The sequence below is a fragment of the Pseudomonas sp. URMO17WK12:I12 genome (assembly GCF_000514395.1).
Lineage (GTDB): Bacteria > Pseudomonadota > Gammaproteobacteria > Pseudomonadales > Pseudomonadaceae > Aquipseudomonas > Aquipseudomonas mucoides.
In genome coordinates, this window is record NZ_AZVV01000011.1 from 287425 (window position 1) to 307887 (window position 20463).

At 54.2% G+C, this 20463-nt stretch carries 34 protein-coding genes, 3 tRNA genes and 1 rRNA gene; all 38 read right to left on the reverse strand.

The genetic code is table 11. The features are described 5' to 3' along the window. Positions 1-14: 14 nt before the first annotated feature. The 38 genes from bfr to rrf all read right to left on the reverse strand — a co-directional run bounded on the left by bfr (position 15) and on the right by rrf (position 20288). Positions 15-479 carry a bacterioferritin gene (bfr, locus tag D882_RS0117100; RefSeq protein WP_027924376.1) on the reverse strand — a complete coding sequence of 155 codons (465 nt, stop codon included), beginning with the start codon at positions 477-479 and terminating at the stop codon, positions 15-17. A 149-nt stretch (positions 480-628) separates the two neighbouring features. Further along, a complete protein-coding gene (locus tag D882_RS0117105; protein ID WP_027924377.1) occupies positions 629-2083 on the reverse strand; it encodes a catalase in 1455 nt (484 codons plus the stop codon). Between the two features lie 239 nt (positions 2084-2322). Continuing rightward, the gene (gene rplQ / locus D882_RS0117110) at positions 2323-2709 is read right to left on the reverse strand and encodes a 50S ribosomal protein L17 (RefSeq protein ID WP_007918448.1); all 387 of its coding nucleotides are present in this window, start codon (positions 2707-2709) and stop codon (positions 2323-2325) included. 42 nt (positions 2710-2751) lie between these two features. Next, positions 2752-3753: a DNA-directed RNA polymerase subunit alpha gene (gene rpoA / locus D882_RS0117115; protein ID WP_003186012.1), complete on the reverse strand. Its 1002-nt coding sequence runs from the start codon at positions 3751-3753 to the stop codon at positions 2752-2754. Positions 3754-3775: 22 nt separating this feature from the next. Continuing rightward, positions 3776-4396 carry a 30S ribosomal protein S4 gene (gene rpsD / locus D882_RS0117120; RefSeq protein ID WP_003210056.1) on the reverse strand — a complete coding sequence of 207 codons (621 nt, stop codon included), beginning with the start codon at positions 4394-4396 and terminating at the stop codon, positions 3776-3778. Positions 4397-4414: 18 nt separating this feature from the next. Then, positions 4415-4804, reverse strand: coding sequence for a 30S ribosomal protein S11 (gene rpsK / locus D882_RS0117125; RefSeq protein WP_002555466.1), 390 nt, complete (start codon positions 4802-4804; stop codon positions 4415-4417). Positions 4805-4834: 30 nt separating this feature from the next. Beyond that, positions 4835-5191 carry a 30S ribosomal protein S13 gene (gene rpsM / locus D882_RS0117130; protein WP_003186020.1) on the reverse strand — a complete coding sequence of 119 codons (357 nt, stop codon included), beginning with the start codon at positions 5189-5191 and terminating at the stop codon, positions 4835-4837. Between the two features lie 130 nt (positions 5192-5321). After that, on the reverse strand, positions 5322-5438 hold the full coding sequence (gene rpmJ, locus D882_RS0117135; RefSeq protein WP_002555468.1) for a 50S ribosomal protein L36: 117 nt from the start codon (positions 5436-5438) through the stop codon (positions 5322-5324). A gap of 27 nt (positions 5439-5465) precedes the next feature. Beyond that, complete coding sequence (gene secY, locus D882_RS0117140; RefSeq protein ID WP_003228718.1) at positions 5466-6794, reverse strand: preprotein translocase subunit SecY; 1329 nt, start codon at positions 6792-6794, stop codon at positions 5466-5468. Beyond that, positions 6795-7232, reverse strand: coding sequence for a 50S ribosomal protein L15 (gene rplO, locus D882_RS0117145; RefSeq protein WP_007896782.1), 438 nt, complete (start codon positions 7230-7232; stop codon positions 6795-6797). A gap of 3 nt (positions 7233-7235) precedes the next feature. After that, the gene (rpmD, locus tag D882_RS0117150; RefSeq protein WP_003186033.1) at positions 7236-7412 is read right to left on the reverse strand and encodes a 50S ribosomal protein L30; all 177 of its coding nucleotides are present in this window, start codon (positions 7410-7412) and stop codon (positions 7236-7238) included. A gap of 2 nt (positions 7413-7414) precedes the next feature. Continuing rightward, complete coding sequence (rpsE, locus tag D882_RS0117155) at positions 7415-7915, reverse strand: 30S ribosomal protein S5 (protein ID WP_007943782.1); 501 nt, start codon at positions 7913-7915, stop codon at positions 7415-7417. A gap of 3 nt (positions 7916-7918) precedes the next feature. Next, positions 7919-8269 carry a 50S ribosomal protein L18 gene (gene rplR / locus D882_RS0117160; protein WP_003186037.1) on the reverse strand — a complete coding sequence of 117 codons (351 nt, stop codon included), beginning with the start codon at positions 8267-8269 and terminating at the stop codon, positions 7919-7921. 10 nt (positions 8270-8279) lie between these two features. Further along, positions 8280-8813, reverse strand: coding sequence for a 50S ribosomal protein L6 (gene rplF / locus D882_RS0117165; RefSeq protein ID WP_003176412.1), 534 nt, complete (start codon positions 8811-8813; stop codon positions 8280-8282). Positions 8814-8825: 12 nt separating this feature from the next. Continuing rightward, positions 8826-9218 carry a 30S ribosomal protein S8 gene (rpsH, locus tag D882_RS0117170; protein WP_003186040.1) on the reverse strand — a complete coding sequence of 131 codons (393 nt, stop codon included), beginning with the start codon at positions 9216-9218 and terminating at the stop codon, positions 8826-8828. A 209-nt stretch (positions 9219-9427) separates the two neighbouring features. Continuing rightward, positions 9428-9733 (reverse strand): 30S ribosomal protein S14, encoded by a 306-nt coding sequence (rpsN, locus tag D882_RS0117175; RefSeq protein WP_003176414.1) that lies wholly within the window; start codon positions 9731-9733, stop codon positions 9428-9430. Between the two features lie 13 nt (positions 9734-9746). After that, a complete protein-coding gene (rplE, locus tag D882_RS0117180; RefSeq protein ID WP_003176415.1) occupies positions 9747-10286 on the reverse strand; it encodes a 50S ribosomal protein L5 in 540 nt (179 codons plus the stop codon). 20 nt (positions 10287-10306) lie between these two features. Beyond that, entirely contained in the window at positions 10307-10621 is a 315-nt protein-coding gene (gene rplX, locus D882_RS0117185; protein ID WP_003176416.1) for a 50S ribosomal protein L24, read from the reverse strand. Between the two features lie 11 nt (positions 10622-10632). After that, positions 10633-11001 carry a 50S ribosomal protein L14 gene (rplN, locus tag D882_RS0117190; protein WP_002555479.1) on the reverse strand — a complete coding sequence of 123 codons (369 nt, stop codon included), beginning with the start codon at positions 10999-11001 and terminating at the stop codon, positions 10633-10635. A 23-nt stretch (positions 11002-11024) separates the two neighbouring features. Then, the gene (rpsQ, locus tag D882_RS0117195) at positions 11025-11291 is read right to left on the reverse strand and encodes a 30S ribosomal protein S17 (RefSeq protein WP_003176419.1); all 267 of its coding nucleotides are present in this window, start codon (positions 11289-11291) and stop codon (positions 11025-11027) included. Positions 11292-11293: 2 nt separating this feature from the next. Then, positions 11294-11485 carry a 50S ribosomal protein L29 gene (gene rpmC / locus D882_RS0117200; RefSeq protein WP_002555481.1) on the reverse strand — a complete coding sequence of 64 codons (192 nt, stop codon included), beginning with the start codon at positions 11483-11485 and terminating at the stop codon, positions 11294-11296. Continuing rightward, entirely contained in the window at positions 11485-11898 is a 414-nt protein-coding gene (rplP, locus tag D882_RS0117205; RefSeq protein WP_007943783.1) for a 50S ribosomal protein L16, read from the reverse strand. Before rplP ends, rpmC begins: the two co-directional genes overlap by 1 nt. A gap of 12 nt (positions 11899-11910) precedes the next feature. Continuing rightward, positions 11911-12597, reverse strand: a complete 687-nt coding sequence (gene rpsC / locus D882_RS0117210) for a 30S ribosomal protein S3 (RefSeq protein ID WP_003176422.1) — start codon at positions 12595-12597, stop codon at positions 11911-11913. 13 nt (positions 12598-12610) lie between these two features. Further along, complete coding sequence (gene rplV / locus D882_RS0117215) at positions 12611-12943, reverse strand: 50S ribosomal protein L22 (protein WP_003103908.1); 333 nt, start codon at positions 12941-12943, stop codon at positions 12611-12613. 11 nt (positions 12944-12954) lie between these two features. Further along, positions 12955-13230, reverse strand: a complete 276-nt coding sequence (gene rpsS / locus D882_RS0117220) for a 30S ribosomal protein S19 (protein ID WP_002555486.1) — start codon at positions 13228-13230, stop codon at positions 12955-12957. A gap of 16 nt (positions 13231-13246) precedes the next feature. Continuing rightward, positions 13247-14071 carry a 50S ribosomal protein L2 gene (gene rplB / locus D882_RS0117225; protein WP_003176423.1) on the reverse strand — a complete coding sequence of 275 codons (825 nt, stop codon included), beginning with the start codon at positions 14069-14071 and terminating at the stop codon, positions 13247-13249. A 14-nt stretch (positions 14072-14085) separates the two neighbouring features. Then, positions 14086-14385 carry a 50S ribosomal protein L23 gene (gene rplW / locus D882_RS0117230; RefSeq protein WP_002555488.1) on the reverse strand — a complete coding sequence of 100 codons (300 nt, stop codon included), beginning with the start codon at positions 14383-14385 and terminating at the stop codon, positions 14086-14088. Beyond that, the gene (gene rplD / locus D882_RS0117235; protein WP_007896707.1) at positions 14382-14984 is read right to left on the reverse strand and encodes a 50S ribosomal protein L4; all 603 of its coding nucleotides are present in this window, start codon (positions 14982-14984) and stop codon (positions 14382-14384) included. Before rplD ends, rplW begins: the two co-directional genes overlap by 4 nt. Before the next feature lie 12 nt (positions 14985-14996). Continuing rightward, complete coding sequence (rplC, locus tag D882_RS0117240) at positions 14997-15632, reverse strand: 50S ribosomal protein L3 (protein ID WP_003186059.1); 636 nt, start codon at positions 15630-15632, stop codon at positions 14997-14999. Positions 15633-15712: 80 nt separating this feature from the next. Then, positions 15713-16024: a 30S ribosomal protein S10 gene (gene rpsJ, locus D882_RS0117245; protein ID WP_003186070.1), complete on the reverse strand. Its 312-nt coding sequence runs from the start codon at positions 16022-16024 to the stop codon at positions 15713-15715. 159 nt (positions 16025-16183) lie between these two features. Beyond that, a complete protein-coding gene (tuf, locus tag D882_RS0117250) occupies positions 16184-17377 on the reverse strand; it encodes an elongation factor Tu (protein ID WP_027924378.1) in 1194 nt (397 codons plus the stop codon). An 84-nt stretch (positions 17378-17461) separates the two neighbouring features. After that, positions 17462-17537 (reverse strand) — tRNA-Thr (locus D882_RS0117255). Positions 17538-17563: 26 nt separating this feature from the next. After that, positions 17564-17637, reverse strand: a tRNA-Gly gene (locus D882_RS0117260). 24 nt (positions 17638-17661) lie between these two features. Then, positions 17662-17746, reverse strand: a tRNA-Tyr gene (locus D882_RS0117265). Positions 17747-17890: 144 nt separating this feature from the next. Next, positions 17891-18331 (reverse strand): hypothetical protein, encoded by a 441-nt coding sequence (locus D882_RS0117270; RefSeq protein ID WP_027924379.1) that lies wholly within the window; start codon positions 18329-18331, stop codon positions 17891-17893. Between the two features lie 7 nt (positions 18332-18338). Then, positions 18339-19088, reverse strand: coding sequence for a pantothenate kinase (locus D882_RS0117275; protein ID WP_027924380.1), 750 nt, complete (start codon positions 19086-19088; stop codon positions 18339-18341). Beyond that, positions 19078-20037 carry a bifunctional biotin--[acetyl-CoA-carboxylase] ligase/biotin operon repressor BirA gene (birA, locus tag D882_RS0117280; protein WP_027924381.1) on the reverse strand — a complete coding sequence of 320 codons (960 nt, stop codon included), beginning with the start codon at positions 20035-20037 and terminating at the stop codon, positions 19078-19080. The genes D882_RS0117275 and birA overlap by 11 nt, the downstream gene beginning before the upstream one ends. Positions 20038-20172: 135 nt before the next feature. Continuing rightward, a 5S ribosomal RNA gene (gene rrf, locus D882_RS0117285) occupies positions 20173-20288 on the reverse strand. Positions 20289-20463: the final 175 nt, after the last annotated feature.

Sequence of the window (20463 nt, forward strand, 5' to 3'; positions counted from 1 at the left end):
TTGTCTTCGTTGAATCAGGTGTGCGATTGCAGGTAATTTTCCAGACCGATCAGTTTGATCAGGCCTAGCTGCTTTTCGAGCCAGTAGGTGTGATCTTCTTCGGTGTCGTTCAATTGGATTCGCAGCATCTCACGGCTGACGTAATCTCCGTGCTGCTCGCAGAGTTCGATGCCTTTGCAGAGCGCGGCCCGGACTTTATATTCCAGCCGCAGGTCGGCAGCGAGCATGTCCGGCACGGTGGTGCCGACATCAAGGTCGTCCGGACGCATACGCGGCGTGCCTTCGAGCATCAGAATTCGGCGCATCAAGGCATCAGCGTGCCCGGCTTCTTCTTCCATCTCGTGGTTGATACGTTCGTAGAGCTTGGTGAAACCCCAGTCCTCATACATCCGCGAATGGACGAAATATTGATCACGCGCCGCCAGTTCGCCGGTCAGTAACGTGTTGAGGTAATCGATTACGTCTGGGTGGCCTTGCATCGCCCTACATCTCCCTGCTTGAAAGTCTGTAGTTTGAACCACGAAGACTGATTGGTCACTCCGCTAGCGCGATAAAAGCGAAGATATTCCGAGAAAAGTGGTTTAAATAACGCAAAAACCGCCCAATCGAGGGCGGTTCTGCTTCTCATTTAGACTTCGTTAAGCTGTACGTTGAGCAGCGTTGCGATTGCTTCTCCGTACGCCGGATCCGCTTTGTAGAAATGCTGCAATTGACGGTCAACCACATCGCTGGATACCCCCGCCATCGCACCGGCAATGTTGCTGACCAGCAGCGCTTTCTGCTCGTCGTTCATCAAACGGAATAACGCACCGGCGTGGCTGTAGTAGTCGGTATCTTCGCGGTGATCGTAACGATCAGCTGCACCGCTCAGCGCCAATGGCGGTTCTGCATAACGAGGCGCTTGCTTCGGTGCGTCAACATAGCTGTTCGGCTCGTAGTTGGGAGCCGCACCGCCGTTACTGCCAAACGCCATCGAACCGTCGCGCTGGTAGCTGTTCACCGGGCTGCGAGGCGCGTTCACCGGCAATTGCTGGTGATTGGTGCCGATACGGTAGCGGTGAGCATCCGCGTAAGCGAAAACGCGACCTTGCAGCATGCGGTCAGGCGACAAGCCGACACCTGGGACCATGTTGCTCGGACCGAACGCCGCTTGCTCGACTTCAGCAAAGTAATTCAGCGGATTGCGATTGAGCTCCAGCTCACCGACTTCGATCAGTGGAAACTCTTTCTGCGACCAGGTTTTGGTCACATCGAACGGGTTCTCGTGGTGCGCCGCAGCTTGAGCTTCCGTCATGATTTGTACGCACACGCGCCATTTCGGGAAGTCACCGCGCTCGATCGCGCCGAACAGATCGCGCTGGGCATAATCAGGATCAGTACCCGCCAGGCGTGCCGCTTCTGCCGGAGCGAGGTTTTTGATTCCCTGTTTGGTTTTGTAGTGCCACTTCACCCAGTGACGCTCGCCATTGGCGTTGATCAGGCTGTAGGTGTGGCTGCCGAAGCCGTGCATGTGACGGTAGCCGTCAGGGATGCCGCGATCGGAGAACAGGATCGTGACCTGGTGCAGCGCCTCAGGCGAATGCGACCAGAAGTCCCACATCATCTGCGCACTTTTCAGGTTGCTTTGAGGCAGGCGCTTTTGCGTGTGGATGAAGTCCGGAAATTTCAACGGATCACGGATGAAGAACACGGGCGTGTTGTTGCCAACAATGTCCCAGTTACCTTCTTCGGTGTAGAACTTCAGGGCAAAACCACGTGGATCGCGCTCGGTATCGGCCGAACCACGCTCACCGCCAACGGTGGAGAACCGCAGGAAAGTGGAGGTTTGCTTGCCGACGGACTCAAACAGTTTGGCGCTAGTGTACTCGGTGATATCCCGCGTGACGGTGAACGTACCGTAAGCACCCGAGCCCTTGGCGTGTACACGGCGTTCCGGGATGTTTTCGCGGTTGAAGTGGGCAAGCTTCTCGATCAGGTGAAAGTCGTCGAGCAGCAGCGGGCCACGGGGGCCGGCGGAACGGGAATTCTGGTTATCGGCGACAGGAGCGCCACTGGCGGTGGTAAGCGTTTTACTTTGGCTCATGCGATCTCTTCCTTTGTCAGTCTATAGCTGCCGGCTAATCGGCTTGGGACGGAGTATTGACCATTGATCAAGAAGGCTACAAATTCATTAATTTGCAGAGATCAATAGAAAAATACTACCAACGAATGCCGTTAACAGAATGAAGGCATGAAACGCAGGAAAGCTTGTATAAACCGCGCGTTTCTTACAGGCACAAAAAACCGGGCACTAGGCCCGGTTTTTCGTTTCAGACTGACGTCTTACTCGGCGGATACAGCTTCGCCGGCAGTAGCACGATCAACCAACTCGACGTACGCCATAGGCGCGTTGTCGCCAGTGCGGAAGCCGCACTTGAGGATGCGCAGGTAGCCACCCTCACGGGTAGCGTAACGCTTGCCCAGGTCGTTGAAGAGCTTGCCAACGATAGCTTTCGAACGAGTACGGTCGAAAGCCAGACGGCGGTTAGCCAGGCTGTCTGTCTTGGCCAAAGTGATCAGCGGCTCAGCAACGCGACGCAGTTCTTTAGCTTTCGGCAGTGTAGTTTTGATCAGCTCGTGCTCGAACAGCGACACTGCCATGTTTTGAAACATGGCCTTGCGGTGCGAGCTAGTGCGGCTCAGGTGACGACCACTTTTACGATGACGCATGGTTCATTCCTTACCAAACACGACGTTCGGTGATTACGACGATCAGGCAGTCGCCTTGTCGTCCTTCTTAAGACTTGCAGGCGGCCAGTTGTCGAGGCGCATGCCGAGGGACAGACCGCGGGAGGCCAGAACGTCCTTGATTTCAGTCAAGGATTTCTTGCCAAGGTTCGGAGTCTTCAACAGCTCTACTTCGGTACGCTGAATCAGGTCACCGATGTAGTAGATGTTTTCCGCCTTAAGGCAGTTAGCCGAACGTACAGTCAGTTCCAGATCGTCAACCGGGCGAAGCAGGATCGGATCGATCTCGTCTTCCTGCTCGACAACCACTGGCTCACTGTCACCTTTGAGATCGACGAACGCAGCCAACTGCTGTTGCAGAATGGTTGCAGCGCGGCGGATAGCCTCTTCAGGATCCAGGGTACCGTTGGTTTCCAGATCAATAACCAGCTTGTCCAGGTTAGTACGCTGCTCGACACGGGCGTTTTCCACCACGTATGCGATACGGCGAACCGGGCTGAACGAAGAGTCAAGCTGCAAGCGACCGATGCTGCGGCTTTCGTCTTCATCGCTCTGACGCGAGTCTGCCGGTTCATAACCACGACCACGAGCTACGGTGAGCTTCATGTTCAGGGCGCCGTTAGACGCCAGGTTAGCGATTACGTGATCGGGGTTAACGATCTCGACATCATGATCCAGCTGAATATCGGCAGCGGTAACCACCCCCGAACCCTTCTTCGACAAGGTCAGCGTAACTTCGTCACGACCGTGCAGCTTGATAGCCAGACCTTTAAGGTTCAACAGGATTTCAATTACGTCTTCCTGTACGCCTTCGATGGCGCTGTACTCATGGAGTACACCGTCAATCTCGGCCTCGACTACTGCACAGCCGGGCATTGAGGACAACAGGATGCGGCGCAGCGCGTTGCCCAGGGTGTGGCCGAAACCACGCTCGAGAGGCTCGAGAGTGATCTTGGCGCGGGTTGGACTGACAACCTGCACATCAATGTGGCGGGGTGTCAGGAACTCATTTACCGAAATCTGCATGGATGCACCTATTTTCTAGCCCTTACTTGGAGTAGAGCTCGACAATCAGGCTTTCGTTGATGTCGGCGGACAGATCACTGCGAGCTGGAACGTTCTTGAAAACGCCCGACTTCTTCTCAGTGTCTACTTCTACCCATTCTACGCGGCCACGTTGGGCACACAGATCGAGAGCTTGGACAATGCGAAGTTGGTTCTTTGCTTTCTCGCGAATCGCGACCACGTCACCAGCACGAACCTGGTACGACGGTACGTTTACGGTCTGACCGTTAACGCTGACGGATTTGTGCGATACCAGCTGACGGGATTCGGCACGAGTAGAGCCAAAACCCATACGGTATACAACGTTGTCCAGACGGCATTCGAGCAGTTGCAGCAGGTTTTCACCGGTTGCACCTTTCTTGCCAGCAGCTTCTTTGTAGTAGCCGCTGAATTGACGCTCGAGAACGCCGTAGATACGACGGACCTTCTGCTTTTCACGCAGTTGGGTGCCGTAATCGGACTGGCGACCGCGGCGTTGGCCGTGGATACCAGGTGCTGCTTCAATGTTGCACTTCGATTCGATCGCGCGCACGCCGCTCTTCAGAAAGAGATCGGTGCCTTCGCGACGAGCGAGTTTGCATTTTGGACCAATGTAACGAGCCATTCTTTACAATCTCCTGGATTACACGCGGCGCTTCTTCGGCGGACGGCACCCGTTGTGCGGGATTGGCGTCACGTCGGTGATGCTGGCGATCTTGTAGCCACAGCCGTTCAAAGCGCGGACTGCAGATTCACGACCTGGGCCTGGACCTTTGACGTTAACGTCGAGGTTTTTCAGACCGTATTCCAGCGCAGCTTGACCAGCACGTTCAGCAGCTACTTGAGCAGCAAACGGGGTGGACTTGCGGGAACCGCGGAAACCCGAACCACCGGAGGTAGCCCAGGAAAGAGCGTTGCCTTGACGGTCGGTGATGGTCACGATTGTGTTGTTAAAAGATGCATGGATGTGGGCGATGCCATCAACCACTGTCTTTTTAACTTTTTTACGAGGACGAGCAGCAGGTTTTGCCATGATAATTTTCCTGTCGATTCGCGGGGGCGATTACTTGCGGATCGGCTTACGCGGACCTTTACGGGTACGCGCGTTAGTCTTGGTACGCTGACCGCGCACTGGAAGACCACGACGATGACGCAGACCGCGATAGCAACCGAGGTCCATCAAACGCTTGATTTTCATGTTGATTTCGCGACGCAGGTCACCTTCAGTGGTGAACTTCGCCACTTCGCCACGCAGCTGTTCAATCTGCTCGTCGCTCAGATCTTTGATCTTTGCGGCTGGGTTTACCCCAGTCACTGCACAGATCTTCTGTGCAGTAGTGCGACCAACACCATAGATGTAGGTCAGCGAGATAACAGTATGCTTGTTATCTGGAATGTTAACGCCTGCAATACGGGCCATTCAGTGGGACTCCAATTGACAGCTACCTACGCCCCGGAAGCCAAGAAATAGGGCGCGAGATAATATCGCTGTAATAACAAATAATCAACCCGGTAGCGCACTAGCTACCGGGCTTGAAGCACAATCACACTCAGCCTTGGCGCTGTTTGTGACGCGGTTCCGCGCTGCAAATTACTCGAACAACACCTTCGCGGCGAATAATTTTGCAGTTACGGCACAGCTTTTTCACCGATGCACGAACTTTCATCACCAACTCCTCGAACCTTATGGGTACTCAGCGCAACATGCCGCTGCCGTAACCCTTCAGGTTGGCTTTCTTCATCAGGGATTCGTACTGGTGCGAAACGAGGTGCGATTGTACTTGGGACATGAAGTCCATCACAACCACGACGACGATCAGCAACGAGGTCCCGCCAAGGTAGAACGGTACGTTTGCTGCAACCACCAGGAACTGGGGCAACAGGCACACGGCCGTCATGTAAAGAGCACCGAACATGGTCAAGCGGGTCAGAACGCCATCAATGTAGCGCGCAGACTGCTCACCTGGACGGATGCCCGGAATAAAGGCACCGGACTTCTTCAGGTTTTCCGCTACGTCTTTCGGATTGAACATCAACGCCGTATAGAAGAAGCAGAAGAAAATAATCCCTGCACTAAACAGCAGAATATTCAACGGCTGACCAGGAGCGATCGACTGCGAGATGTCCTGCAACCAGCCCATACCTTCAGACTGACCAAACCAGGCACCCAACGAAGCCGGGAACAGCAAAATGCTGCTCGCGAAAATGGCCGGAATAACACCGGCCATGTTCACCTTCAGCGGCAAGTGGCTAGTCTGCGCAGCAAAGACCTTACGGCCCTGCTGACGCTTGGCGTAGTGAACAGCAATACGACGCTGACCACGCTCAATGAACACCACGAAACCGATAATCGCTACTGCCAGCAAACCGATGGCAACCAGGGCGAAGATGTTGATATCACCCTGACGTGCAGACTCGAAAGACTGCCCGATCGCTCTCGGAAGACCGGCGACGATACCCGAAAAAATCAACATCGAGATACCGTTGCCAACACCACGCTCAGTAATCTGCTCACCCAGCCACATCATGAACATCGCACCAGCCACAAAAGTGGATACCGCGACGAAATGGAAGCCAAAGTCACCAGTGAACGCAACGCCCTGCCCTGCCAGACCAATGGACATGCCAATTGCCTGAACGAGAGCGAGGACGACAGTGCCGTAGCGGGTGTACTGGCTGATCTTGCGACGGCCAGCTTCACCTTCCTTCTTCAACTGTTCCAGCTGCGGGCTGACGGCGGTCATCAGTTGCATGATGATCGATGCCGAAATGTACGGCATGATCCCCAGTGCAAAGATGCTCATCCGTTCCAGCGCGCCGCCGGAAAACATGTTGAACAAGCTAAGAATGGTCCCCTCATTCTGTCGAAACAGGTCCGCGAGTCGGTCCGGGTTGATACCTGGAACCGGGATGTGTGCGCCTATTCGGTAGACGATAATCGCCAGGAACAGAAAACGCAGACGAGCCCAGAGTTCAGACATACCGCCTTTGCCGAGCGCAGAGAGAGCACCTTGCTTAGCCATTTATTCCTCGAACTTGCCGCCAGCTGCTTCGATAGCCGCACGCGCACCTTTGGTGGCGCCGATTCCCTTTCCGATGGTGACAGCGCGAGTAACTTCGCCGGACAGCATGATTTTCACACGCTGAACGTTGACGTTGATCACGTTGGCATCTTTCAGGGACTGCACGGTGACGATGTCGCCTTCCACTTTAGCCAGCTCGGACAGACGCACTTCTGCGCGGTCCATGGCCTTCAGGGAAACGAAACCGAACTTCGGCAGGCGACGATGCAGCGGCTGTTGACCGCCTTCAAAGCCTGGAGCAATGGTGCCACCGGAGCGGGAGGACTGACCTTTGTGGCCACGGCCACCGGTCTTGCCCAAACCACTACCGATACCACGGCCCGGACGATGCTTTTCGCGACGGGAACCCGGCGCTGGACTCAGATCATTGAGTTTCATCGATTAACCCTCGACACGCAGCATGTAGTAAGCCTTGTTGATCATCCCGCGATTCTCGGGAGTATCAAGTACTTCTACAGTGTGACCGATGCGACGCAGACCCAGACCCTTAACGCACAGTTTGTGGTTAGGGATACGGCCGGTCATGCTTTTGATCAGCGTAACTTTAACGGTAGCCATGATCAGAAGATCTCCTTGACGCTTTTGCCACGCTTGGCGGCAATGGATTCAGGAGACTGCATAGCTTTCAAACCTTTGAAAGTGGCGTGAACCACGTTTACCGGGTTAGTCGAGCCGTAGCACTTGGCCAGAACGTTCTGAACGCCAGCAACTTCGAGGACAGCACGCATAGCGCCGCCAGCGATGATACCGGTACCTTCAGAAGCAGGCTGCATGTACACCTTCGAAGCGCCGTGACCGGACTTCATTGCGTACTGCAGAGTGGTGCCGTTCAGATCAACTTGGATCATGTTGCGGCGAGCAGCTTCCATTGCCTTCTGGATCGCAGCAGGCACTTCACGCGACTTGCCACGGCCGAAGCCAACACGCCCTTTACCATCACCAACCACGGTCAACGCGGTGAAAGTGAAGATACGGCCGCCTTTAACGGTTTTGGCTACGCGGTTAACTTGAACCAGCTTCTCGATGTAGCCTTCGTCGCGCTTTTGGTCGTTATTTGACATAACTTAGAACTCCAGCCCAGCTTCACGAGCAGCATCAGCCAGCGCCTTGACGCGGCCGTGGTACTTGAAGCCAGAGCGGTCGAAAGCCACCTGCGAGACGCCAGCGGCTTTAGCACGCGTAGCGACCAGCTGGCCAACCTTAGTGGCCGCGTCGATGTTGCCAGTGGCGCCATCACGCAGTTCTTTATCCAAAGTCGAGGCAGATGCCAGGACTTTGTTGCCGTCGGCCGAAATGACCTGGGCGTAGATGTGCTGCGACGAGCGGAACACGCAGAGACGCACGACTTCGAGTTCGTGCATTTTCAGGCGTGCTTTGCGAGCGCGACGCAGTCGAGTAACTTTTTTGTCGGTCATTTGCTATGCCCTACTTCTTCTTGGCTTCTTTACGACGGACGACTTCGTCCGCGTAGCGCACACCTTTGCCTTTGTACGGCTCTGGTGGACGGAAGTCGCGGATCTCGGCGGCCACTTGACCTACCAGCTGCTTATCGATGCCCTTGATCAGGATATCGGTCTGGCTAGGAGTCTCAGCGGTGATGCCTTCCGGCAGTTCATAATCCACTGGGTGCGAGAAGCCAAGAGCCAGGTTCAGCACTGTGCCTTTTGCTTGCGCTTTGTAACCAACACCGACCAGCTGGAGCTTGCGCTCGAAGCCTTGGCTTACGCCTTGGACCATGTTGTTTACCAACGCACGAGTGGTACCAGCCATTGCGCGAGTTTGTTGATCGCCATTGCGAGCAGCGAAACGCAGCTCACCAGCTTCTTCAACGATCTCAACGGACGAATGGATGTTCAGTTCGAGAGTGCCCTTGGCACCCTTCACCGAAAGCTGTTGGCCTGCGAATTTGACTTCGACACCGGCTGGCAGCTTAACGGGGTTCTTAGCGACGCGTGACATGCTTATCCCCCCTTAGAACACAGTGCAAAGAACTTCGCCGCCGACACCGGCAGCGCGCGCAGCACGATCCGTCATCACACCTTTGTTGGTGGAGACGATAGACACACCGAGACCGCCACGAACTTTTGGCAGATCATCGACGGACTTGTACTGACGCAGGCCTGGACGGCTAACGCGCTTCACTTCCTCGATGACCGGACGGCCTTCGAAGTACTTCAGCTCGATGGACAGCAGTGGTTTGATTTCGCTGCTGATCTGATAACCCGCAATGTAACCTTCGTCCTTCAGGACTTTGGCAACAGCTACCTTCAAAGTAGAAGATGGCATGCTTACGACGGACTTTTCAGCCATCTGGGCATTACGGATTCGAGTTAGCATGTCCGCTAACGGGTCCTGCATACTCATGGGCTAGACGCTCCTAATACAAAAAAATTAGCCTTGCGGCTACTACTTGTCGCCGAGCTCATCCATGCGGAAAAAGCACGGGCTCAGGCGAGCCGGGTATTCTAGACACACCCCACAAATGAATCAAGCCCCAAAAGGGGCTTGATTCAAGTTCAAGGTCACCGGTGGTCAGGATCTTGCGATCCCGAACACCGAGACTTTGATAGTGCTTACCAGCTGGCTTTAACCAGACCAGGTACGTCACCACGCATTGCAGCTTCACGCAGTTTGTTACGGCCGAGGCCGAACTTGCGGTAAACGCCGTGTGGACGACCGGTCAGGCGGCAGCGGTTACGCATGCGCGAGGCGCTTGCGTCACGTGGCTGCTTCTGCAGAGCTACTGTAGCTTCCCAACGTGCTTCTGGACTTGCGTTCAGATCAACGATGATAGCTTTCAGTGCTGCACGCTTTTTGGCGTACTTGGCAACCGTGAGCTGACGCTTCAGCTCGCGGTTTTTCATGCTCATCTTGGCCATTTTCCTACTCCAATCAGTTGCGGAACGGGAATTTGAAAGCACGCAACAGGGCGCGACCTTCATCATCGTTCTTGGCAGTGGTGGTCAGGGTAATGTCCAGACCGCGGAGAGCATCGATCTTGTCGTAGTCGATTTCCGGGAAGATGATCTGCTCTTTAACGCCCATGCTGTAGTTACCACGACCATCGAAGGACTTGGCATTCAGGCCGCGGAAGTCGCGAACCCGAGGCAGGGAGATCGACAGCAGACGATCCAGGAACTCGTACATACGCTCACGGCGCAGGGTCACTTTGACGCCGATCGGCCAACCTTCACGGACTTTAAAGCCAGCGATGGATTTCCGAGCGTAGGTCACAACGACTTTCTGGCCGGTGATCTTTTCCAGGTCGGCAACAGCGTGCTCGATGACTTTTTTGTCACCGACTGCTTCGCCCAGACCCATGTTCAGGGTGATTTTTGTAACGCGTGGAACTTCCATCACGTTCGAAAGCTTAAGTTCTTCCTTAAGTTTCGGTGCGATTTCCTTCCAGTAAATCTCTTTTAGTCGTGCCATGGTCTTCTACCTAGCAGTGTTCAAGCATCAACCGCTTTTTGGGTCGACTTGAAGACACGAATTTTCTTGCCGTCTTCTACTTTGAAACCAACGCGGTCAGCCTTGTTGGTTTCGCCGTTGAAAATGGCGACGTTAGAAGCGTCCAGTGGAGCTTCTTTTTCGACGATACCGCCTTGTACGCCCGACATCGGGTTAGGCTTGGTATGACGCTTAACCAGGTTCAGACCGCCGATAACCAGACGGTTATTTGCGAGAACCTTAAGCACCTTACCGCGCTTACCTTTGTCTTTGCCGGCGATCACGATGATCTCGTCGTCACGACGAATCTTTTGCATGTCGGATCTCCTTACAGCACTTCTGGGGCGAGCGAGACGATCTTCATGAACTTCTCAGTACGAAGTTCACGGGTCACTGGCCCAAAGATACGGGTGCCGATCGGCTCTTGCTTGTTGTTCAGAAGAACAGCAGCGTTGCCATCAAAGCGGATAATGGAGCCATCAGCACGACGTACGCCGTGACGAGTGCGGACTACAACAGCAGTCATCACTTGGCCTTTTTTCACTTTACCGCGAGGAATTGCTTCCTTCACGGTAACTTTGATGATGTCACCGATACCAGCGTAACGACGATGGGAGCCACCCAGCACCTTGATGCACATAACACGGCGAGCGCCGCTGTTATCGGCCACATCGAGCATGGATTGAGTCTGAATCATATAATTTCTCCGACCCCTAGTCCTTAGACTTCCACAGCGCGTTCGAGAACATCAACCAGCGCCCAAGACTTGGTCTTGGCCAAAGGACGAGTTTCACGAATAGTGACTTTGTCGCCGATGTGGCACTGATTGGTTTCGTCGTGCGCGTGCAGCTTAGTCGAACGCTTAACGTATTTACCGTAGATCGGGTGCTTAACGCGACGCTCGATCAGTACGGTGATGGTTTTGTCCATCTTGTCGCTGACAACACGGCCAGTCAGCGTACGGACAGTTTTTTCGGCTTCAGCCATGATTACTTACCTGCCTGCTGGTTGAGCACAGTCTTCACGCGAGCGATGTCACGCTTAACTTGCGAGAGCAGATGAGACTGCCCCAACTGGCCAGTTGCTTTCTGCATACGCAGATTGAACTGGTCGCGCAGCAAGCCGAGCAGTTGCTCGTTCAGCTGCTGTGCGGATTTTTCACGAAGTTCATTCGCTTTCATCACATCACCGTCCGTTTAACAAAGGCGGTGGCGAGCGGCAGCTTTGCAGCAGCCAGGGCAAAAGCCTCACGCGCCAGCTCTTCAGAAACACCCTCGATTTCATACAGGACTTTGCCTGGCTGAATCTGGGCAACCCAGTACTCCACACTACCCTTACCTTTACCCATCCGAACTTCGAGGGGCTTTTTGGAAATAGGCTTGTCCGGGAATACACGGATCCAGATCTTGCCGCCACGTTTAACGTGACGGGTCAGAGCACGACGCGCTGACTCGATCTGACGAGCGGTGAGACGACCACGAGCTACAGACTTCAGCGCATATTCGCCGAAGCTGACTTTGCTACCGCGCTGTGCCAGACCACGGTTGTGGCCTGTCATCTGCTTGCGGAACTTCGTACGCTTTGGTTGCAACATTTGGCGTACCCCTTACTTAGCAGCTTTTTTACGAGGCGCTGGTGCTTGTGGTTTCAGTTCTTCTTGGCGACCACCAATTACTTCGCCTTTGAAGATCCAAACCTTTACACCGATCACACCGTAAGTGGTGTGAGCTTCGTAGTTGGCATAGTCGATGTCGGCACGCAGGGTGTGCAGTGGCACACGACCTTCGCGATACCATTCAGTACGTGCGATTTCAGCACCGCCGAGACGACCGCTCACTTGGATTTTGATGCCTTTGGCACCAATGCGCATGGCGTTCTGAACAGCGCGCTTCATAGCGCGACGGAACATTACGCGACGCTCCAGCTGCTGAGCTACGCTCTGCGCAACCAGCATACCGTCGAGCTCCGGCTTGCGGATCTCTTCGATATTGATGTGCACAGGCACACCCATTTGCTTGGTCAGGTCCTGACGCAGTTTCTCAACATCTTCACCTTTCTTCCCGATAACGATACCTGGACGAGCGGTGTGGATGGTGATACGTGCAGTCTGAGCCGGACGATGGATATCGATACGGCTTACGGACGCGCTTTTTAGTTTGTCTTGGAGATACTCACGCACCTTCAGATCAGCGAACAAATAGTCCGCATAAGTCCGACCGTCTGCGTACCAGACGGAGGTGTGCTCCTTGACGATTCCCAGGCGAATGCCAATGGGATGTACTTTCTGACCCATCTCTTCGACTCCGTTACTTGTCAGCAACCTTGACAGTGATATGGCAAGACCGCTTGACGATGCGATCAGCACGGCCTTTGGCACGTGGCATGATGCGCTTCAGCGAACGCCCTTCGTTGACGAAAACGGTGCTGACTTTAAGGTCATCAACGTCTGCGCCTTCGTTATGCTCGGCGTTGGCTACGGCCGACTCCAGCACTTTCTTCATGATCTCGGCGGCTTTCTTACTGCTGAAAGCCAACAAGTTGAGCGCTTCGCCCACCTTCTTCCCGCGGATCTGGTCGGCGACCAAGCGGGCTTTCTGGGCGGAGATTCGAGCGCCCGACAACTTAGCGGCTACTTCCATTTCCTAACCCCTTAACGCTTGGCTTTCTTGTCTGCCACGTGCCCACGATAAGTGCGGGTACCGGCGAACTCGCCCAGTTTGTGGCCGACCATGTCTTCGTTAACGAGAACTGGGACGTGTTGACGACCGTTGTGTACTGCGATGGTCAAACCGACCATTTGTGGCAGGATCATCGAACGACGCGACCAGGTTTTCACCGGTTTGCGATCATTCTTTTCCGCCGCCACTTCGATCTTCTTCAGTAGGTGAAGATCGATAAAAGGACCTTTTTTCAGAGAACGTGGCACTGTCGTATCCCTCTATTTACTTGCGACGACGGACGATCATTTTGTCGGTACGCTTATTACCACGAGTCTTCGCGCCCTTAGTCGGGAAGCCCCATGGCGATACCGGATGACGACCACCAGAGGTACGACCTTCACCACCACCATGTGGGTGGTCAACCGGGTTCATGGCAACACCACGAACGGTTGGGCGAACGCCACGCCAGCGTTTGGCACCAGCTTTACCCAGCGAACGCAGGCTGTGCTCGGAGTTCGAGACTTCACCCAGGGTCGCGCGGCATTCAGCCAGCACTTTACGCATCTCACCAGAACGCAGACGCAGGGTCACGTAGACACCTTCACGAGCGATCAGCTGAGCCGAAGCACCAGCGGAACGAGCGATCTGTGCGCCTTTACCTGGCTTCAATTCGATGCCGTGTACGGTGCTACCAACTGGAATGTTACGCAGTTGCAGAGCGTTGCCCGGCTTGATCGGTGCCAGAGCACCTGCGATCAGCTGGTCACCAGCACTCACGCCTTTAGGGGCGATGATGTAGCGACGCTCGCCATCTGCGTACAGCAGCAGAGCGATGTGAGCAGTACGGTTTGGATCGTATTCAATACGCTCGACAGTGGCAGAGATGCCATCTTTGTCGTTGCGACGGAAATCGACCAGACGATAATGCTGCTTATGGCCACCACCGATGTGACGAGTGGTAATGCGACCATTGTTGTTACGACCACCAGTCTTCGATTTTTTCTCGAGCAGCGGTGCGTGAGGAGCGCCTTTATGCAGCTCCTGATTGACCACCTTGACCACAAAACGGCGGCCAGGGGAAGTCGGTTTGCATTTAACGATTGCCATGATGCACCCCTTCCTTACTCAGCACTGCTGCTGAAATCGAGATCTTGGCCTGGCTGAAGGGAGATAACTGCCTTCTTCCAGTCATTACGCTTGCCCAGACCGCGAGCAGTGCGCTTGCTCTTACCCAGAACATTCAGGGTAGTAACACGCTCTACTTTCACGCTGAACAGGCTTTCGACGGCCTTCTTGATTTCCAGCTTGGTTGCGTCAGTTGCAACCTTGAAAACGAACTGGCCTTTCTTGTCAGCCAGAACCGTAGCCTTCTCGGAAACGTGCGGGCCAAGCAGAACTTTAAATACGCGTTCCTGGTTCATCCCAGCAGCTCCTCGAATTTCTTCACGGCCGACACGGTGATCAACACCTTGTCGTATGCGATCAGACTAACTGGATCGGAACCTTGCACGTCACGTACATCAACGTGTGGCAGGTTACGAGCAGCCAGGTACAGGTTCTGATCAACGACTTCAGACACGATCAAGACGTCAGTCAAGCCCATGCCGGTCAGTTTGTTCAGCAGATCTTTGGTCTTCGGTGCATCAACAGCGAAGTCCTGAACCACTACCAGACGATCAGTACGCACCAGCTCAGCAAGGATGGAACGCATTGCTGCGCGATACATCTTCTTGTTCAGCTTCTGGGTGTGATCCTGAGGACGAGCTGCGAAAGTGGTACCGCCGCCACGCCAGATTGGGCTACGGATAGTACCGGCACGAGCACGGCCAGTACCTTTCTGACGCCATGGGCGCTTACCGCCACCACGAACGTCGGAACGGGTCTTTTGCTGCTTGGAACCCTGACGGCCGCCGGCCATGTAGGCCACGACTGCTTGGTGAACCAGCGTCTCGTTGAATTCGCCGCCAAATGTCAGTTCGGAAACTTCGATCGCTTGAGCGTCATTTACATTTAATTGCATGTCAGCTTCCCCTTAACCGCGAGCCTTGGCTGCTGGACGTACAACCAAGTTGCCGCCAGTAGCGCCAGGAACAGCGCCCTTGACCAACAACAGATTGCGTTCAGCGTCCACGCGCACTACTTCGAGGGACTGCACGGTCACGCGCTCAGCGCCCATATGACCGGACATTTTTTTGCCCTTGAATACACGACCAGGAGTCTGGCACTGGCCGATAGAGCCTGGAACGCGGTGGGACACGGAGTTACCGTGGGTATTATCTTGCCCGCGGAAGTTCCAACGCTTGATCGTACCCTGGAAGCCTTTACCCTTGGACTGACCGGTTACATCAACCAGTTGACCAGCGGCGAAGATTTCAGCGTTGATCAGATCGCCGGCCTGGTACTCGCCTTCTTCAAGACGGAATTCCATTACGGTACGACCAGCAGCAACGTTCGCTTTAGCGAAGTGGCCAGCTTGAGCAGCTGTAACACGCGAAGCACGACGCTCGCCTACAGTGACTTGCACTGCACGATAGCCATCGGTCTCTTCAGTTTTGAACTGGGTGACGCGATTCGGTTCGATCTCAATGACCGTGACCGGAATGGAGACACCTTCTTCGGTGAAAATACGGGTCATACCGCATTTACGACCGACTACACCAATAGTCATGTTGTAAACCTCATGAGTGTACGGGGCTTTCACCCGCTATGGCCGCCCATTTCAGAGCGTTACACGACTAAGACCGAGTCTTAGCCGAGGCTGATCTGCACTTCCACACCGGCCGCAAGATCAAGCTTCATAAGAGCATCAACGGTTTTATCCGTTGGCTGGACGATGTCCAGAACGCGCTTATGAGTACGGATCTCGTACTGGTCACGCGCGTCTTTGTTGACGTGCGGGGAGACCAGAACGGTGAACCGCTCTTTACGGGTAGGCAGTGGAATTGGACCACGCACTTGAGCACCAGTACGTTTCGCGGTTTCCACGATTTCCTGGGTGGATTGGTCGATCAGGCGATGGTCAAAAGCCTTCAACCTGATACGGATTTGCTGATTTTGCATTGGATTTCAGACTCCGGCTGCTATTCCCACCGAGCGCAATACGCCCGTTAAAAGGAGGCGCAATTCTATAGACGCCCCAGATAGGTGTCAACCCAATAAAAAAGGCCCCCGCTAAGCGGAGGCCTTCTCAAAAAAACCGAGCTATCTCAGAAGAGATAATTACTCGATGATTTTAGCTACAACGCCAGCACCAACGGTACGGCCGCCTTCACGGATAGCGAAGCGCAGACCGTCTTCCATCGCGATGGTTTTGATCAGGGTAACAGTCATCTGAATGTTGTCACCTGGCATTACCATTTCAACGCCTTCTGGCAGCTCGCAGTTACCAGTCACGTCAGTAGTACGGAAGTAGAACTGTGGACGGTAGCCTTTGAAGAACGGAGTATGACGGCCGCCTTCTTCCTTGCTCAGAACGTAAACTTCTGCGGTGAACTTGGTGTGCGGCTTAACCGAACCCGGCTTAACCAGAACCTGGCCACGCTCAACGTCGTCACGCTTGGTGCCGCGCAGCAGCACGCCGCAGTTCTCGCCAGCACGACCTTCGTCGAGCAGCTTACGGAACATTTCAACACCGGTGCAGGTGGTGACGGTAGTGTCACGCAGACCAACGATTTCCAGTGGATCCTGAACGCGAACGATACCGCGCTCGATACGACCAGTCACAACAGTACCGCGACCGGAGATCGAGAATACGTCTTCGATTGGCATCAGGAACGGCTTGTCGGTCAGACGAACCGGTTCTGGGATGTAGCTGTCCAGAGTCTCAACCAGTTTACGAACGGCAGTGGTGCCCATTTCGTTGTCGTCTTTACCTTCCAGAGCCATACGCGCCGAACCGATGATGATCGGAGTGTCGTCGCCCGGGAAGTCGTAAGTGCTCAGCAGATCGCGCACTTCCATCTCAACCAGTTCCAGCAGCTCAGCGTCGTCTACCAGGTCAGCCTTGTTCAGGAAAACCACGATGTACGGAACGCCTACCTGACGGGACAGCAGGATGTGCTCACGGGTTTGCGGCATCGGACCATCAGCGGCCGAGCAAACCAGGATAGCGCCGTCCATCTGGGCAGCACCAGTAATCATGTTCTTCACATAGTCAGCGTGACCTGGGCAGTCAACGTGAGCATAGTGACGAATCTTCGAGTTGTACTCGACGTGTGCAGTGTTAATGGTGATACCGCGAGCTTTTTCTTCTGGCGCGCTGTCGATTTTATCGAAATCAACGATGGCCGAACCGAAAACCTCGGAGCAAACGCGAGTCAGAGCAGCAGTCAGCGTAGTCTTACCATGGTCAACGTGACCGATAGTACCAACGTTAACGTGCGGCAGCGAACGATCGAACTTTTCCTTAGCCATCGAAACAACCCCCAACAAAAGAATTGAGCAAGTAATATCAACCATTAAAACAAAGGCAGATATTTTCATATCTGCCTTGTTATATGGAGCTCTTGAGCGGATTTGAACCGCTGACCTCACCCTTACCAAGGGTGTGCTCTACCAACTGAGCTACAAGAGCGTAACACTTTGCAGGATCTGCAAACTTGGAGCGGGTAGCGGGAATCGAACCCGCATCATCAGCTTGGAAGGCTGAGGTTCTACCACTAAACTATACCCGCGGAGCTTGCAGCTCTCGCTAAAATTGGTGGAGGGGGAAGGATTCGAACCTTCGAAGTCGTAGACGTCAGATTTACAGTCTGATCCCTTTGGCCGCTCGGGAACCCCTCCTAAGCGAGCCGGCATTCTACATCATGCCAGCCTTCTGTCAAGCATTTTTCTCATTAAAAACCTGAGGTTAGCTGCATTGACACCGCTTCCGCACTGCTGACCGCTAAAGGTCTTCACTGCGAAGCGGGCGCCATTCTATGCAAACTATTCAGCCGGTGCAACCCCCTCACACGGCATTATTTTATGTTTTAACTCATTGAATTCTTTAGAAAGGTTTAGCAGCTGCAAATCATCCAGCAAACGCTGGCTTTCGGGGGCTACACGCACCCAATAACCAGACGACTCGACGGCGTCTTTCGGCAAAGACTGATACTTGACGCCTATCTCTCCCAGTCGGCGCCCTACCAGCAGGACGGTCTCCTGGCGAGCAAAGCCCCCCAAATAGAGACAACCATTAACCGCCTCTGCGGATTTTCCTTTATCTCGAGTCGTTTCCGCCGCCTCGCTTAACAAGCGAATATCCTGTTGCGCCCCTCGGTACAAGCTCAAAGGCGTTACATCTTTCGCCCGCAGCGGGGCCTCTTGTTGATGCCAAATGTAATAGAAGACGTTGAGTACGAGCAGCAAGAGGAACAACCAGCGCATAAAAACCTCAGGACAATGGACATGCCATCGCTAAACCTACAAAAATCAGGTCTGGAACCAGCCTGGCTTCGGGCACGATTCCGGAAACCAGCGTCGCATCGCCCCCGGTAAGGAATACAGTAAACTCATCCCCCCAGTAACTACGCGCCAACTCCAACTGAGTCAGGACAAACCCCCTCAGCATAAGAGAGCACCCTCGCTCTACCGCTTCGACGGTTGTACGGCCAGGAGCGAGACTTTCGAGCGCTCGCTCGGCAGCCAGGTCACCGTATCGAATTTTTCGAGTATGGGTTCGCAACTGGTTGCGCATTAAGGGCATCCCAGGACAGATAAAGCCACCGAGGTGCTCCCCGTCCGCTGCAATGAAGTCGGCCGTCACAGCGGTACCGAAATCAAGCACCAGACACGCGCCGGAAGCCAGATGAAACCCTCCGAGCATCGCAAGCCAGCGATCGAGACCCAGCCGCTCAAACTCGTCATACCCGTTGCGTACTCCGGCCATTTCGCGGGCTGGAGTCGCGCACACCACGGACACACCGAAAGCTTGCGTCAATATAGAAGCTAAAGCAGCGGTTTCTTCAGCCGTTCTAACGCTGACCAACCGACAATGCTTAAGTGCGAGCCCATCTAGATTGCTCAAGCCCTCCAACAAAGCATCATCCGAATCAACCACACCTTCACTAAACACTCGCCGGACATCTGCACAGAGCACACGCCATTTGATAAAACTGTTTCCACAGTCGAGCTCAAGAATCATCGCGCAACCTCAAACTGAGCTCACCACCACTAAAGACTTTTTCAACGCCATTTACTTTCAAGCGCAAAGCCCCCTGACTGTCGATACCCAATACCTCACCATCTATCTGGCTTACGCCGGCAATCAAAGACACTGCCCGCCCCTGCCAAAGATGGTTTTGCTCCCACTCCGACTGGATAGAGGAAAATCCGTCTAACTGGTGTCGAGCCAGGTATTTCTGGAGCATCGAGCCCAATTCCGAAACCAGGTGATTGCGGTCAAAGGCCTTACCTGACTCCAGACGCATTGACGTCCATAGCTGATCAACCTCTTCAGTCATCTGCATATTGACGTTTATTCCAACACCCAACACTACGTGACAGACATCCGCAGGATCACCCACCAATTCGAGCAATATCCCGGCGATCTTTTTCTGCCCCACCAAAACATCGTTGGGCCATTTTAATCCCGCTCCTGGAACACCGAGCGCTCGCAATGTCTGCATGACAGCAAGACCGACAACGAGACTCAAACCCTCCAGCTGCCGCATTCCACCGTCAATGCGCAATACCAGGCTGTAATAGACGTTCTCTGCAAAAGGGCTGACCCACTTACGCCCTCGCCGCCCGCGACCAGCTGTCTGGCGCTCGGCAAGCACCAAAAATGGCGCAGCCTGACCACGCTCGATAGCGCGCAAGGCCTCAGCGTTGGTGGAGTCTATTGAGTCGAAGAGCAAAATTGGCCAGCCACAAGCAGGCGCCTCGTCCGATATGGCGACAGGATCCAATAGCGTCAACGGTGCAGCCAGCTGATATCCGCGACCGCGCACCTTATGAACTGACAAGCCAAGCTCAGCCTCTAGATGCTGAAGCTGCTTCCACACCGCACTACGACTGATCCCCAGTGCAGCACCCAGGGTCTGGCCCGAATGGAACCGGCCATCTTTAAGAAGCTTTAACAACGTCAGCATGCAAGTCTCGCCTCACAATGAGGCCCGCATGATAGCCATGCCCCGAGCCGTTGCATAGAAAACCGACAAGACGGATTTCCTGCGGGCAAAACAAAACCCCTACCTGCATACGCAGATAGGGGTTTCGGAATTTAATCTTGACGATGACCTACTCTCACATGGGGAAACCCCACACTACCATCGGCGATGCATCGTTTCACTGCTGAGTTCGGGATGGGATCAGGTGGTTCCAATGCTCTATGGTCGTCAAGAAATTCGGTAGCCAGGTCGTTTTCTCTTGCGAGATCACGCTCCAGCGAATGGGTATGCAATAGATTTGTGTGTTTCGTTTCGAATTTTCGACTTTGTATCGTCTTCACACACCGCAATCTGGCCTTTCGACGCAAATTGCTTGGGTGTTATATGGTCAAGCCTCACGGGCAATTA